We start from the raw sequence: 13,569 nt of genomic DNA, 5'->3' as shown, positions 1-13,569 counted from the left end.
TGGTCACGAACCGGCTGCGCTGCGATCACGATCCATCGAACGTGTGATGTGGATCCACCCACCCGGTGGGCCTGTTCATTCCACGTTCATCTTCCGTGGGCCCCCCGTCCAATGTCGGCTTCTAGCGTTCCGCCCGGCGGTCACTCCGGCCGCCGTCCCGAACGGCACGAGCCGATCACGGAGGAACCTGCAGTGAAGACCAAGCGGCGTGCGCCCCGGGCGCGCCTGGCGGCCGTCGGTGTCGCGACGACCTGTGCGCTGTTCGTCGCCGGTTGCGGCGCCGCGAACGAGGGCGGTGGCGGCGGTGCCGCCGAGGGCTCCGGCGTGACCGGCAGCATCTCCGGCGCGGGCGCCAGCTCGCAGCAGGCGGCCATGCAGGCGTGGAACGCCGGGTTCGCCGAGGCCAACCCCGGTGCCACGGTCAACTACCAGCCGGTCGGCTCGGGCGGCGGCCGCACCCAGTTCGTCGAGGGCGGCGTCCAGTTCGCGGGTTCCGACGCCTACCTGAAGGACGACCAGCTGAACCAGGCGCGCCAGCGCTGCGGCGGCTCGGTCATCGAGATCCCGAACTACGTCTCGCCGATCGCGGTCGTCTACAAGCTCGACGGCGTCCCGGAGCTGAACCTCGCCCCGGCGACCATCGCCGGCATCTTCAAGGGCGAGATCACGACCTGGAACGACCCGAAGATCGCGGCCGACAACCCGGGCGCGCAGCTGCCGGCCACCCCGGTCACTCCGGTGCACCGCTCCGACGAGTCGGGCACCACCGAGAACTTCACCGACTTCCTGAACAAGGCCGCGGCGGACGTGTGGACCGACGAGGGCGACGGCAACTGGCCGGTCCAGGGCGGCGAGGCCGCCCAGGGCACCTCGGGCGTCGTGGGCGCGGTCGGGGCCGGCAACGGGACGATCGGCTACGCCGACGCCTCGCAGGCCGGTGAGCTGGGCAAGGCCAACGTGAAGCTGGGCGACCAGAACGTCGCGCCGACCGCCGAGGCCGCCGCGAAGATCCTCGAGGAGTCGCAGCGGGTCGAGGGCCAGGGCGACACCTCGTTCGCCTACGAGCTCAACCGCACCGCCACCGGCGGCGCCTACCCGGTCGTGCTGGTCTCGTACCTGCTGGCCTGCCCGCAGTACCCGGACCAGGCGCAGGCCGACGTCACCAAGTCGTTCCTGAACTACGTGGTCAGCCCCGAGGGCCAGCAGACCGCGGCGCAGAACGCGGGTTCCGCCCCGATCTCGGACGCCCTCCGGGGCCAGATCACCCCGGTGATCGACCAGATCAAGGCCGCGGGCTGAGCCTGAGTCGGATGTCATCTAGCCAGGGACCCCGGTCGGTGTTCATCATGAACGCCGACCGGGGTTCCCGGCGCCACCCCCTGCCCAGCGCACGTCCGCACCTTCAGGGATCACTGTGACCACCACGGAATCGAAGCCCGGGACCCGGGCAACCACGCCGGTCAGCCAGCTCGGGGACCGCATCTTCGCCGGCTCCGCGAAGGGCGCCGGGATCCTGATCCTCGTCGTCCTCGCCGGCGTCGCCGCGTTCCTGATCACCGAGGCCGCGCCCGCGTTCGTCGCGCCGGCCGAGGAGGTCCACGGCGGGCTGTTCGGCTACATCGCACCGCTGGTGTTCGGCACCGTCCTCGGTGCGGTCATCGCGTTGGTCATCGCGACCCCGCTGGCCGTGGCGGTGGCGCTGTTCATCAGCCACTACGCGCCGCGGCGGCTCGCCCAGACCCTGAGCTACGTCGTCGACCTGCTCGCCGCGGTGCCGTCGATCGTCTACGGCTTCTGGGGCGCGTTCACCCTCGCCCCCGCGTCGGTCGCCCTGAGCGTGTGGCTCAACGACTACCTCGGCTGGATCCCGCTGTTCGCGGGCCCGCCGTCGGTGACCGGCCGGACCATGCTGGTCGTCAGCGTGGTGCTCGCCGTGATGATCCTGCCGATCATCACGGCCGTCGCCCGGGAGGTGTTCCTGCAGGCGCCGAAGCTCCACGAGGAGGCGGCGCTCGCACTGGGTGCGACCCGCTGGGAGATGATCCGGCTGGCGGTGCTGCCGTTCGGCCGCTCGGGCGTGATCTCCGGTGCGATGCTGGGTCTCGGCCGCGCGCTGGGCGAGACGATGGCGGTCGCGACGATCCTCTCGGTCTCCGGCGCCGTCACCTTCAACCTCATCAGCAGTGAGAACCCGTCCACGATCGCGGCGAACATCGCCCTGCAGTTCCCCGAGGCCTCCGGCATCGACGTGAACGTGCTGATCGCCTCCGGCCTGGTGCTCTTCGTGATCACCCTGCTGGTCAACATGCTCGCCCGCTACATCGTCGAGCGCCGCCGCGACTTCTCCGGAGCGAACTGAGATGTCCACCGGAACCGAACGCAACCGCACCGACGCAGAGGTCACCGTGACCGGAACCGGCCTGGAGGCACCCGCGGCCACACCGACGGTGCTGCGCCGCACGAGCACACTGCCGAAGTGGGCCCCGTGGGGCCTGCTCGCGGCCGCCGCCGTCGTCATGGCCGGCGTCACCGCGCTGCTCGGCTCGGGCGTCGGCCTGTGGGCCTTCCTCACCGCCGTGAGCTTCGCGCTCGTCACCTACGTCGTCTCGCGGAGCGTCGAGGGCGGCCGCCGTGCGATGGACCGCCTGGTCACCGTCGTCGTGTCGACGGCCTTCGCTCTGGCGATGCTGCCCCTGGTCTCCGTCCTGTGGACGGTCGTGACCGAGGGCTGGGCCCGGTTCGACACGGCGTTCTTCACCCAGTCGATGCGCGGCATCGTCGGGGTGGGCGGCGGTGCGCTGCACGCCGTCCAGGGCACCCTGATCATCACCGGGCTGGCCGCGCTGATGTCGATCCCGGTCGGCGTGCTCACGGCCATCTACCTGGTCGAGTACGGCAACAACTCGAAGCTCGCGCGTGCGATCACGTTCTTCGTCGACGTCATGACGGGCATCCCGTCGATCGTCGCCGGTCTGTTCGCGTACGCGCTGTTCGCCCTCCTCTTCGGTCCGGGCGTCCGGTTCGGCTTCGTCGGGGCGGTGGCGCTCACGGTGCTGATGATCCCGATCGTGGTGCGGTCGACCGAGGAGATGCTCAAGATCGTCCCGAACGAGCTGCGGGAGGCGTCCTTCGCGCTGGGCGTGCCGAAGTGGCGGACGATCCTCAAGGTCGTCATCCCGACCACCGCGGGCGGCATCGCCACCGGCGTCACCCTGGCGATCGCCCGGGTCATCGGTGAGACGGCTCCGCTGCTGGTCACGGTCGGGGCGGCGCTGGGTGTGAACCTCAACCCGTTCTCCGGCCCGATGTCGACCCTGCCGGTCTTCTCGTACTACTCGTACGCGACGCCCGGCATCCCGCGCGAGGCGTTCATCGACCGCGCCTGGACCGCGGCCCTGGTGCTGATGCTGATCGTGATGATCCTGAACATCGTGGCCCGCCTCATCTCCCGCATTTTCGCCCCGAAGACCCGATAAGGAACCCCGGACATGGGCAAGAGTGTCGAAGCCAAGGACCTGAACATCTACTACGGGTCGTTCCTCGCCGTCGAGGGCGTCAACATGGTGATCAAGCCGAAGACGGTCACGGCGCTGATCGGCCCGTCCGGCTGCGGCAAGTCGACCTTCCTGAGGTCGATCAACCGGATGCACGAGAACATCCCCGGCGCCCGCGTCGAGGGGAAGCTCGAGCTCGACGGCCAGGACCTCTACGGGACCAACGTCGACCCGGTCGGCGTCCGGCGCCAGATCGGGATGGTGTTCCAGCGGCCGAACCCGTTCCCCACGATGTCGATCTACGACAACGTGATCGCGGGCATGAAGCTGAACAACAGGAAGGCGTCGAAGGGCGAGTTCGACGACACCGTCGAGCGCTCCCTCCGTGGCGCCAACCTGTGGAACGAGGTCAAGGACCGGCTGGACAAGCCGGGCTCGGGCCTCTCCGGTGGACAGCAGCAGCGGCTGTGCATCGCCCGCGCGATCGCGGTGCGTCCCGACGTGCTGCTGATGGACGAGCCCTGCTCCGCGCTGGACCCGATCTCCACGCTCGCGATCGAGGATCTGATCAACGAGCTGAAGAACGACTACACGATCGTCATCGTGACCCACAACATGCAGCAGGCGGCGCGGGTCAGCGACTTCACCGGCTTCTTCAACATCGAGGGCACCGGCAAGCCCGGCAAGCTGGTGGAGCTCGACGAGACCAAGACGATCTTCTCGCAGCCCAGGCAGAAGGCGACCGAGGACTACGTGTCCGGCCGCTTCGGCTGAGCCGCCCCCGGCACACGACGGCCCCGGCACCCGCTCGACGGGTACCGGGGCCGTCGTGCGTCGTGCCCCCCGGTGCGCCCGTACGGCCGGGACCGTCGGCCCCGCGGCCCCGCAACCGAGGGACGCCCCTCCGTTCACCCGTAGCGGGTGTGGCCGCGGCCGGACCGGCGGTCTTCCATCGGTCCGGACGACGTCCTGCCGGTCCGGGCCCGCCCGGCCGGCGTGACGCCGCGGGACTCCGCGGCGCGGCGCGAGCGGATCGGAGGCCCGGCCATGAGGACCGACGTTCCGGCCGGCCGGGAGGCCGCCACGGGTGACGACTGGTTCGCGCGGACACCGGCCGCGGTCGCGGAGGCCCTCGGCGTCGATCCCGGCCAGGGGCTCTCGACGGCCGTGGCCGAGGACCGGCTGCGGATCCACGGGCCGAACGCGCTGCCCGAGGAGAAGCCGAAACCCGGCTGGGTCCGGTTCCTCGACGAGTACCGCAGCTACATGCAGCTCATCCTGCTCGCCGCGGCCGTCGTCTCGCTGTTCGTGCAGGAGTGGGGCACCGCGGTGCTGCTCCTCGCCCTGACGGTGCTCAACGCCGTGATCGGGCTGCGGCAGAAGGGCAAGGCCGAGAGCGCGATGAACGCGCTCAAGTCGATGATGAAGGCGACCGCGCGGGTCCGTCGCGACGGCACCTCGGCCGAGATCCCGGCCGAGCAGGTGGTCGCCGGCGACGTCGTGCTGATCTCCGCGGGCGACCAGGTCCCCGCCGACGGCCGCATCGTCGTCGCGAGCGCGCTGCAGATCGACGAGTCGGCACTGACCGGCGAGAGCACGCCGGCGTCGAAGGACGTCGCCACCCTCGACGCCGGCGGTGCCCCGGGGCCGGGCGACCGGACGAACATGGCCTTCACGAACACCCCGGTCACGCACGGGAGCGGGACGGTGATCGTCACCGGCACCGGAGCACGGACGGAGCTCGGGCGGATCTCCTCGATGCTCGCCGGGACGGAGCGGGAGAAGTCACCGCTCACCCGGGAGCTCGACCGGCTGACGCTGTGGATCGCCGCCGCGGCGGGGCTGACGATGCTGGTGATGTTCGTGCTCGGCCGCGGCCGGGGCGAGGCCTGGGACGTGCTGTTCGTCAGTGCGGTCGCGCTGGCGATCGCGGCCGTCCCGGAGGCGCTGCCGACGGTCACGCAGTGGATCCTCTCCGTCGGTGGTGTCGATCTCGCCGCGCGCAACGCGATCGTGAAGGAGCTGCCGTCGGTCGAGACGCTCGCCTTCACCTCCGCGATCAACTCCGACAAGACCGGCACGTTGACGAGGAACGAGATGACGGCGGTCGAGGTCGTCGACGTCGGTGACCGCTGGACCGTCTCGGGCAGCGGCTACGAGCTCGCGGGGGCGGTCCACCACGCGGCCGGCCGCGCGGCGTCGATCGAGCCCGCGATCCTGCCGTACGTGCTCGCGAGCGATGCGCAGCTCGTCGACGGCCGGGTCGTCGGGGACCCGACCGAGGGGGCGCTGCTGGTGCTGGCGCACAAGGCGGGACTGGACGTGGAGGCGACCCGCGCGCGGCTGCCGCGCCTGGCCACGCTGCCCTTCGACCCCGGCTACAAGCTGATGGCCACCTTCCACACCGCGGCCGACGCGGCGGGGCGGCCGGTGGTGCGCTGCTTCGTGAAGGGCGCGGCGCCCGCGGTGATGGACCGGGCGTCGTCGGCGCTCTCGGCGGACGGCCCGGCACGGTGGGACGCCGGGCTCGCGGAGCGGGCGACCGGGCACATGGTGCGCATGGAGCAGGCCGGGATGCGGGTGATGGCCGCCGCGGTGCGCGATGTCGATCCCGGTGCGTTCGACGCCGACGGCGACCTGCTCGCCCTCGTCACGGACCTCGAGCTGACGAGCCTCGTCGGGATGGTGGACCCGCCCCGCGCGGAGTCCCAGCAGGCCGTGGCCGAGGCCCAGGCGGCGAACATCCGGGTCCGCATGGTGACGGGCGACGATGTGACCACCGGTGCCGCCATCGCCGAGCAGCTCGGCATCCGGGGCACCGCTGTGCTCGGCGCGGACTTCGCCGCCCTCCCCGAGGACGTGCGGCTGGCCCGGATCGACGAGATCGGCGTGATCGGCCGGGTCGCCCCGGAGCACAAGGTGCTCCTGGTGGACACGTTGAAGAAGAAGGGCGACGTCGTCGCGATGACCGGTGACGGCGTGAACGACGCCCCGGCCATCAAGGCCGCCGACATCGGGATCGCCATGGGGTCCGGCACCGACGTCGCCCGGAACGCCGGTCGGATGATCCTCTCCGACGACAACTTCTCGACGATCGTCTTCGCCGTCGAGCAGGGCCGGAAGATCTACGACAACCTGACCAAGTACATCCGCTTCGTCCTGTTGCTGCTGGTCGTCTTCGTCCTCACCTTCCTCGGGGCGACCCTGTTCGACATCGCCGCGGGCGAACCGTTCACACCCGCCCAGGTGCTGTGGATCCACTTCGTCGTCAACGCGGCCTTCGGGTTCGCCCTCGGGTTCGACCGCGAGACACCCGGCCTCATGCGGCTCCGCCCGCGCCCCCGCGACGAGTCCGTGATGACGCCCGGGCTGATGGTCACCGTCGGCCTCGCCGGGCTCGCGGTCAGCGCCGCGCTGCTGATCCTGATCGCACTGGCCCAGCGGACGTTCGCGGATCCCGCCGTCGGGCAGACGATCGCCTTCACGGCCTTCGCCCTGTGCCTCGTCGTCGCGGCCTTCGAGTGCCGGAGCGCGACCGCGACCGTGTTCACGCTCGACACCTTCGACAGCAAGCAGATGAACCGGGCCGCGGTCGTCGAGATCGCCCTCGCCGTCCTCGTCGGGCAGTCGGACGTCTTCCACCGGCTGCTGGGCACCGTCGACATCAGCGCCGTGCAGTTCCTCTGGGCGATCGTGCCCGCCGTGGGCCTGCTCCTGCTCTGGGAGGGGGGCAAGGCCGTCGGACGGCGGCAGGCCGATCGGGTCCCGTCCAGGTCCGGGTAGTCCACGCCGTGGGGAGCCGCGATGTCCAAGCACCACAAACACCACAAGCACCACGAGCACACGGCGGTCCACGACGGCCACGTCCGTCCGGCCCCGGCCACGGGGGCCGCCGAGCGGCCGAGGATGAAGCGCAAGGAGTACCTGCGGGAGCTGCGCCGGCTGCACGGGGAGCTGGTCGCGCTCCAGGAGTGGGTCAAGGCGACGGGGGCCAAGATCTGCATCGTGTTCGAGGGCCGCGACACGGCGGGCAAGGGCGGCACCATCAAGGCCATCACCGAGCGGGTCAGCCCGCGGGTGTTCCGCGTCGTGGCGCTCCCGGCGCCGACGGAGCGCGAGAAGTCCGAGATGTACCTGCAGCGCTACGTCTCCCACTTCCCGGCCGCCGGTGAGGTCGTGATCTTCGACCGGAGCTGGTACAACCGCGCCGGCGTCGAGCGGGTCCTGGGCTTCTGCACCGAGGAACAGTCCACCCGCTTCCTCGCGATGACGCCCGGGGTCGAACGCGCGATGATCGACTCGGGGATCGTCCTGGTCAAGTACTGGCTCGAGGTGAGCGCGGACGAGCAGACGCGGCGGCTGGAGAGCCGGATCGACGATCCCCGCAAGGTCTGGAAGCTGTCCGGGATCGACCTGGAGTCCTACACGCGGTGGGCGGACTACTCGCGCGCCCGCGACGCCATGTTCGCCGCGACCGACACCGCCTGGGCGCCCTGGTACGTGGCGCACTCCGACGACAAGCGCCGGGCCCGGCTGAACGTCATCACGCACCTGCTCGACCGGGTGCCGTACGAGCACGTCCCCCGGAAGAAGGTCCACCTGCCCGACCGGGACGCACCGCCGGACACGGCCACCCCCGTCGTCCCGCTGCGCTGGATCCCGGCACCGTTCTGACCCGAGCGGCCGCCCGGGGTCAGAGCGAGACCTGGTCCGGGGTGGTGCCGGTGACGGCGTAGACGACGTGCTCGGCCAGGTGGACGCAGTGGTCGGCGTAGCGCTCGTGGAAACGGGCCAGCAGGGCGACGTCGACGGCGGCGGGCACCCCGGCGTCCCAGTCGGAGCCGAACATCATCTCGAAGACGGAACGGTGCGCGGCGTCGACGGCGTCGTCGTCGGACTCCAGCTCGCAGGCCAGGACGACGTTGCGGGTGCGGAGCACCTCGACGGCCTTGTCACCCATCGCCGCGACGCGGGCGCCGTAGTCGGTGAACAGCGGGCGGGCCTGCTCGGGCAGGGCCGGCCGGTCGCCGGAGCGGGCGACCACCTCGGCGACGTGCCGGGCGAGGTCCCCCATGCGCTCCAGCTGCTGGGAGCAGCGCAGCGCGGTGACGACGGCCCGGAGCGGTGTGGCCATCGGCTGGTGCAGCGCCATGGTCTCGACGGCGAGCAGCTCGATCGCGGCCCGGTGCCCGTCGATGATGGAGTCACGGGCGACGACCTGCTCGGCGAGGCGCAGACGGTCGTGGAGCAGTGCGTCGGAGGCGCGGTGGAAGGCTGCGGCGACCAGCGGGCTCATCTCGTCGAGCATCAGCTGGAGCTGCTCGAGATTGTCGTCGAGCGTCTCCCTGCGCATGTGACGACCTTAGTTCGGGTCCACGGACCGGCTCGGCCCGGTGCCGGTGAACGGTTGGTGAACGCCCGCGACGGTGTGGTGGGTCATGCGGCCCGGCGTACGCCGAGCCTCAGGTCCACCTGGAAGCGCTCGGCGGATCCGAGCACGGTCGACCGGACGCCGGTGACCTCGAACCACTCGAGCGACTGCCCGACCCGGACCATGCCGTTCCGGATCGCCTCCTCGACGCTCTCGTCGGAGGTGCCCACCACCTCTGTGACGACGCAGCCCGCATGCTCCATGGACGCGGGGTGCCCCCACGGCCCACGGACCAAACCCGATCCGGCGACCGGTCGGCGACGGGCCGGTCGACCGGGTGTGCGGTTGGTGACCGGCGGACGGTCAGACGGCGAGCGGACCCGGCATCTGGCCGGTCACGACGTAGACGATCCGGCGTGCGACGGCGACGGCGTGGTCGGCATAGCGCTCGTAGAACCGGGCCAGCAGGGCGACGTCGACGGCCGCGGACACCCCGTGCGTCCAGTTGCGGTCCATCAGCACGGTGAACATGTGCTCGTGCAGGTCGTCCATCGCGTCGTCGTCGGCCTCGAGCTCGGTGGCGGCCTCGAGGTCACGGCTGCGGATCACCTGGCCGGCCTTCTCCGCGAGCTGGACGCCCACCCGGCCCATCTCGGCGAAGTAGGGCTTGATCTCGTCCGGGACGACCGACTGGGGGTGCCTGCGCCGTGCGGCCTGGGCGACGTGCAGGGCCAGGTCGCCCATCCGCTCGAGGTCACCGGCGCCGTGGATGGCGGCGACGACGACCCGCAGGTCCGTCGCGACCGGGGCCTGCAGCGCGAGCAGCCCGAAGGCGCGGTGCTCGGCGTCGGCGCGGACGTCGTCGATCCGGACGTCCTCGGAGATGATCTGCTCGGCCAGCTGGAGATCCGACTCCAGCAGCGCGCGGGTGGCGTTCTCCATCGCGCGAGCGACGTCGTCGCACATCCCCGCAAGGCCGGAGGCCAGCTCGTCCAGCTGCACCTGGTACTCGTCGCGCATGCCACGAGCCTAGAGCGACCTCTTCCGTAGGGCAGCCTCAGTGAGTGAACCCACCGTGAACGGTGGGCGACGTTCGCCCGTTCGGGCAGGTGGGACGTCGGCTCACGAACAGTCGGCGTCGGTGGCGGGGACGGCCTGGGCGGGTTCCCGGTCACCGGCGCCGACCACGAGCCGCAGCACCCCGCTGCCCGTCGGGTCCGGGGCGGGCCGGGTACCGGGCAGCGTCCCGACGAGCGCACCGGCCGCGTCGGTGTTGTCGGGGGAGTAGCGGACCTCGGCGCGGTCGGTGGCCGGGCCGGTGGTGACCACCCCGATCTCGTAGCCGCGGGCCCGCAGGTCCTCGGCGACCTGGTCCACGGCGCCCGGGCGCCCGGTCGCGTCCACCAGGTCGACGGTGGTGCCGGCCGCGGGCGCGTCGGCGGCCCGGGCCGCCGGCGCGGTCGCCGACTCGGGCAGCGGCTCGTGCTCGCGCAGCGCGGCGAAGAGCTCACGGGCGTCGCTGCGCTGCAGCTCCAGGTGGCCGCGGGTGTTGGGGGCCTCGGAGACCGGCAGGGGCAGGAAGACCGGGGTGCTGCCGTCGCCCGCGGTACCGGCGCGACCGAGCCCCTGCGCGAGGGAGAGGATCTCGCCGGCGTCGACGCCGTCCGCGGTGAGCGCGCCGACCACGCCCTCGGCGGAGCGCCCCGGCGCACCGGGGGTGAGCAGCGACGACGTCGACAGCGCGTCTCCCAGAGCCGCGGCGAGCACGCGCTGCTGGCGCTGGACCCGGTTGGCGGGGGAGCTGTCGCCCGCACCGGAGGCCGTGGCGAAGCGGACGGCTGCCTCGCCGTCCAGCGGGACCCGACCGGCGCCCTCGACGACCGGGCCGAGCACCGGGTCGACGACCGGCCGTTCGGTGCACACCTCGATGCCGCCGACCGCACCGACCAGGTCGGGGGCGCCGGCGAGGTCGAACGCGACGAACCCGCTCACCGGGATCCCGGTGAGCTGCTGGACGACGCCGACCGTGCAGGCCGGGCCGCCGATGTCGTAGGCGGTGGCGAACGCCGTGCGGGACTCGGCGGGCACGGTCTCGCCGTAGGAGCCGGTCGCGGCGTCCCAGCGCCGGCACGGGGGCCGGGGGACCTCGAGCGTCGCGGGGACCGACAGGGTCACGGCCGGGGCGCCACCGGCCGGCCGGTGGACGAGGACGGCGGTGTCCGTGCGGGCGGCCTCGGGCGCTCCGGCCCGGTCCGCCTGCACGCCCAGCACCAGCACGTTCCGGTCGCCGGCCTGCAGCTCGGCGTCGAGGACCGCGTCGGAGTCCGGGGCGAGTGCGGCGACGGAGCGGACGCCGTCGTAGACCTCGCCGCGGCCGGCGAACCCGAACGCCGTCGCCGCCAGGACGACGACGGCGGCCGCCGCCGCGGCGATCCGCAGCGGGCCGCGCCGACGGGCCGGTCCTGCGGGCGCCGGGGTCGCGGTGCCGGGCTCGTCCTCGGTGGTGTCGCGGTCGTCGACGGCAGTGGCGCCGGCCCCGTGGTCGTCGTCGGCCACGTCGTCGTGGCCCTTCCGGCCGTCGGCCGCAGCGTCGTCGTCGGCGTAGCGGCGGCGGAGCCGGCGCGGGACCAGGGCGTCGAACGCCTCGGTGCGGCGGGAGTCCGTGGCGCCGCGGCCCCGGCCGGTGCCGCGGGCCGGTTCCGCCGTGGCGCCCGGTGCGGGCGGCGGGGTGCCGTGCGCCGGTTGCGGGCGGGACCGGGTGGGGTCCGGGCCGTTCGCGGGCGCCCGGTCCGGCTGCGGAGGCGTGCTCCCCGGGCCGGACGCGTGCGGTCGTCGGTCGGGCCGGTCGGGCGGCGGCACACCCGGTCCGGACGGCGGGACGCGGTTCGGCTGCGACGTGCCGGGGCCGCCCGGGCCGCCCTGGCCCGTGACGGGGCCGCGCTGCGGTGCCTCGGACGCGGGACGCGCGTCGGGCGGGACGGGACCCGGCGGGACCGGACCCGGCGGGACGGGCCCAGAGGGGGCGGCGCCGGAGTGGCCGGCCGGTCCGCGGCCCGGGGGCACCGGACCGCGCGGCGTCGGGCCCGACGGATGGGAACCGGACGGATGGGAACCGGACTGTGCTGGACCGGACGGTGCCGGACCGGAGGGTGCCGGCCCGGAGGGTGGGGGGCCGGTTCGTGGGGGACCGGGCGGGACGGTGCCGGGCCCGGACGACGGGCCGGCCGGTGCCGGGCCGCCGGGGCTGCGGGGCACCCGTCCGCCCCGCACACGCATGACGCCGCTTGGGGAGGCCGTGCCGGGGCCAGGGGCGCCGCCGGGCCGGGGCGTCGGACCGGTGCCGGACTGCCCCGCCGGTGGGCGGGCACCGGTGCCGGGCCGGTCGGGGTCCACGGGCGCGGGACGGTCGGGTTCCACGGGCGCGGGACGGTCGGGTTCCACGGGCGCGGGACGGTCGGGTTCCACGGGCGCGGGACGGTCGGGTTCCACGGGCGCGGGACGGTCGGCGGGCCCGCGCTCCTGCGCGGCGCGGCGTGCGCCCTCGCCCTCGGCCCGGCGACGGGTACGCCGGGACCGGCGCGCGTCGTCGTCGTCCTGCACCGGGCCTCCTCGTCGCGTGTCCGCTCCGGGACGCGCGGTGGCCGTGCGCCGTTCGGGGGGCGCGGGCCACGGACGCCGGCCGGGCGTCCGGCGCCGATTCTATTCGGGAGGGGGCGGTGTCGCGGGTCCGGGGCGGCTCCGACCGGCGTCCGGTTGGGGGATCGACCTACGTCCGGACGCGGCTCCGGCGAGCGTCACCCTGCCGTCGCCGGACCGGTGGGCGACCGCGTTCCGGCCGGCCTGCTTGGCCGTGTACAGCAGCAGGTCGGCCTCGTCGACCAGCGCCTCGGTCCCGGAGGTGCCGGGGACGGCGTGCGCGACACCGATGCTGATCGTCATCCGGAGCTCCGGGTGGAGCGCTGACCAGTCGTGGGCGGCCACCCGCTCCCGGGCCGCCTCGCAGGCGGCGATCCCCTCGTCGGCGGAGACGTCGGGCAGGACGAGTGCGAACTCCTCGCCCCCGTAGCGCGCGCAGAAGGCGCCGCGCGGCAGCTCCCGGCCCAGCTCGTGCACCATCCGCTGCAGGACGCGGTCCCCGAACGGATGCCCGTGGGTGTCGTTGACCTGCTTGAAGTGGTCGATGTCGGCGAGTGCCAGGCAGACCCGGCCGGTCCCGTCGCCGAGCAGGTCGACGAGACGTTCGTCGAGGTAGCGACGGTTGTACGACGCGGTCAGGCTGTCCCGTCGGCTCTGCTCGCGCGCCTCGGCGTGCTCGCGGCGCAGCCGGTCCAGCTCGTCCTCCACCGTGGCGCCGGTGGGGCCGTTCAGCAGCCGGACGGCCTCGCGCAGGTGCAGGTAGGCCTGCTCGTAGCGGTCGTGACCGGCCAGCCGCTCGGCGGCGGCGGTGTGCAGCGCGGCGCGCGCGGCGGGATCGGACGGTGCGACGCCGTCGAGCGCGGTGTCGTCGAGCGCGACGCCGTCGGCGGGCGGCGCGGTGCGACGTGCCGAACGCACGAGGTTGCGCACCGACCAGGCCGTGTCGGTCACCCTCCACCTCCCGTCTCACCTGTCGTCACGAGGGTCATCGGTACGACACCGGTCCCGCTTGAGGCGTGAGCCGGCGTGGCACCCGTTCGGCGTGCCCGGTTCCCCCGGCTCGGGGAA

General features: G+C 73.2%; 11 protein-coding genes. 6 read left to right on the top strand and 5 right to left on the bottom strand.

The window, feature by feature from the left end:
- Window positions 1-192: 192 nt before the first annotated feature.
- From pstS to ppk2, 6 genes are all read left to right on the top strand, one after another.
- On the top strand, window positions 193-1,299 hold the full coding sequence (gene pstS, locus PP1_RS14535) for a phosphate ABC transporter substrate-binding protein PstS (protein ID WP_010227984.1): 1,107 nt from the start codon (window positions 193-195) through the stop codon (window positions 1,297-1,299).
- 115 nt (window positions 1,300-1,414) lie between these two features.
- Entirely contained in the window at window positions 1,415-2,359 is a 945-nt protein-coding gene (gene pstC / locus PP1_RS14530) for a phosphate ABC transporter permease subunit PstC (protein WP_010227987.1), read from the top strand.
- Window position 2,360: 1 nt separating this feature from the next.
- Complete coding sequence (gene pstA / locus PP1_RS14525) at window positions 2,361-3,476, top strand: phosphate ABC transporter permease PstA (RefSeq protein ID WP_010227989.1); 1,116 nt, start codon at window positions 2,361-2,363, stop codon at window positions 3,474-3,476.
- 12 nt (window positions 3,477-3,488) lie between these two features.
- Window positions 3,489-4,268, top strand: coding sequence for a phosphate ABC transporter ATP-binding protein PstB (gene pstB, locus PP1_RS14520; protein WP_010227991.1), 780 nt, complete (start codon window positions 3,489-3,491; stop codon window positions 4,266-4,268).
- Window positions 4,269-4,541: 273 nt separating this feature from the next.
- The gene (locus tag PP1_RS14515; RefSeq protein ID WP_050802325.1) at window positions 4,542-7,277 is read left to right on the top strand and encodes a cation-translocating P-type ATPase; all 2,736 of its coding nucleotides are present in this window, start codon (window positions 4,542-4,544) and stop codon (window positions 7,275-7,277) included.
- 21 nt (window positions 7,278-7,298) lie between these two features.
- On the top strand, window positions 7,299-8,168 hold the full coding sequence (gene ppk2, locus PP1_RS14510) for a polyphosphate kinase 2 (RefSeq protein ID WP_010227995.1): 870 nt from the start codon (window positions 7,299-7,301) through the stop codon (window positions 8,166-8,168).
- 19 nt (window positions 8,169-8,187) lie between these two features.
- Here the strand turns inward: ppk2 and phoU (PP1_RS14505) are convergent, their stop codons facing one another.
- From phoU (PP1_RS14505) to PP1_RS14485, 5 genes are all read right to left on the bottom strand, one after another.
- Window positions 8,188-8,847, bottom strand: a complete 660-nt coding sequence (phoU, locus tag PP1_RS14505; RefSeq protein WP_010227997.1) for a phosphate signaling complex protein PhoU — start codon at window positions 8,845-8,847, stop codon at window positions 8,188-8,190.
- Between the two features lie 83 nt (window positions 8,848-8,930).
- Window positions 8,931-9,095, bottom strand: coding sequence for a dodecin domain-containing protein (locus PP1_RS14500; protein WP_249265924.1), 165 nt, complete (start codon window positions 9,093-9,095; stop codon window positions 8,931-8,933).
- Window positions 9,096-9,228: 133 nt separating this feature from the next.
- Window positions 9,229-9,885 carry a phosphate signaling complex protein PhoU gene (gene phoU, locus PP1_RS14495; RefSeq protein ID WP_010228002.1) on the bottom strand — a complete coding sequence of 219 codons (657 nt, stop codon included), beginning with the start codon at window positions 9,883-9,885 and terminating at the stop codon, window positions 9,229-9,231.
- A gap of 102 nt (window positions 9,886-9,987) precedes the next feature.
- Complete coding sequence (locus PP1_RS14490) at window positions 9,988-11,724, bottom strand: LCP family protein (protein WP_075313930.1); 1,737 nt, start codon at window positions 11,722-11,724, stop codon at window positions 9,988-9,990.
- An 840-nt stretch (window positions 11,725-12,564) separates the two neighbouring features.
- On the bottom strand, window positions 12,565-13,452 hold the full coding sequence (locus PP1_RS14485) for a GGDEF domain-containing protein (protein ID WP_010241763.1): 888 nt from the start codon (window positions 13,450-13,452) through the stop codon (window positions 12,565-12,567).
- Window positions 13,453-13,569: the final 117 nt, after the last annotated feature.

The organism is Pseudonocardia sp. P1 (assembly GCF_000178675.2).
Classification (GTDB): Bacteria; Actinomycetota; Actinomycetes; order Mycobacteriales; family Pseudonocardiaceae; genus Pseudonocardia.
This window is presented reverse-complemented; position numbering and strand designations above follow the sequence as displayed.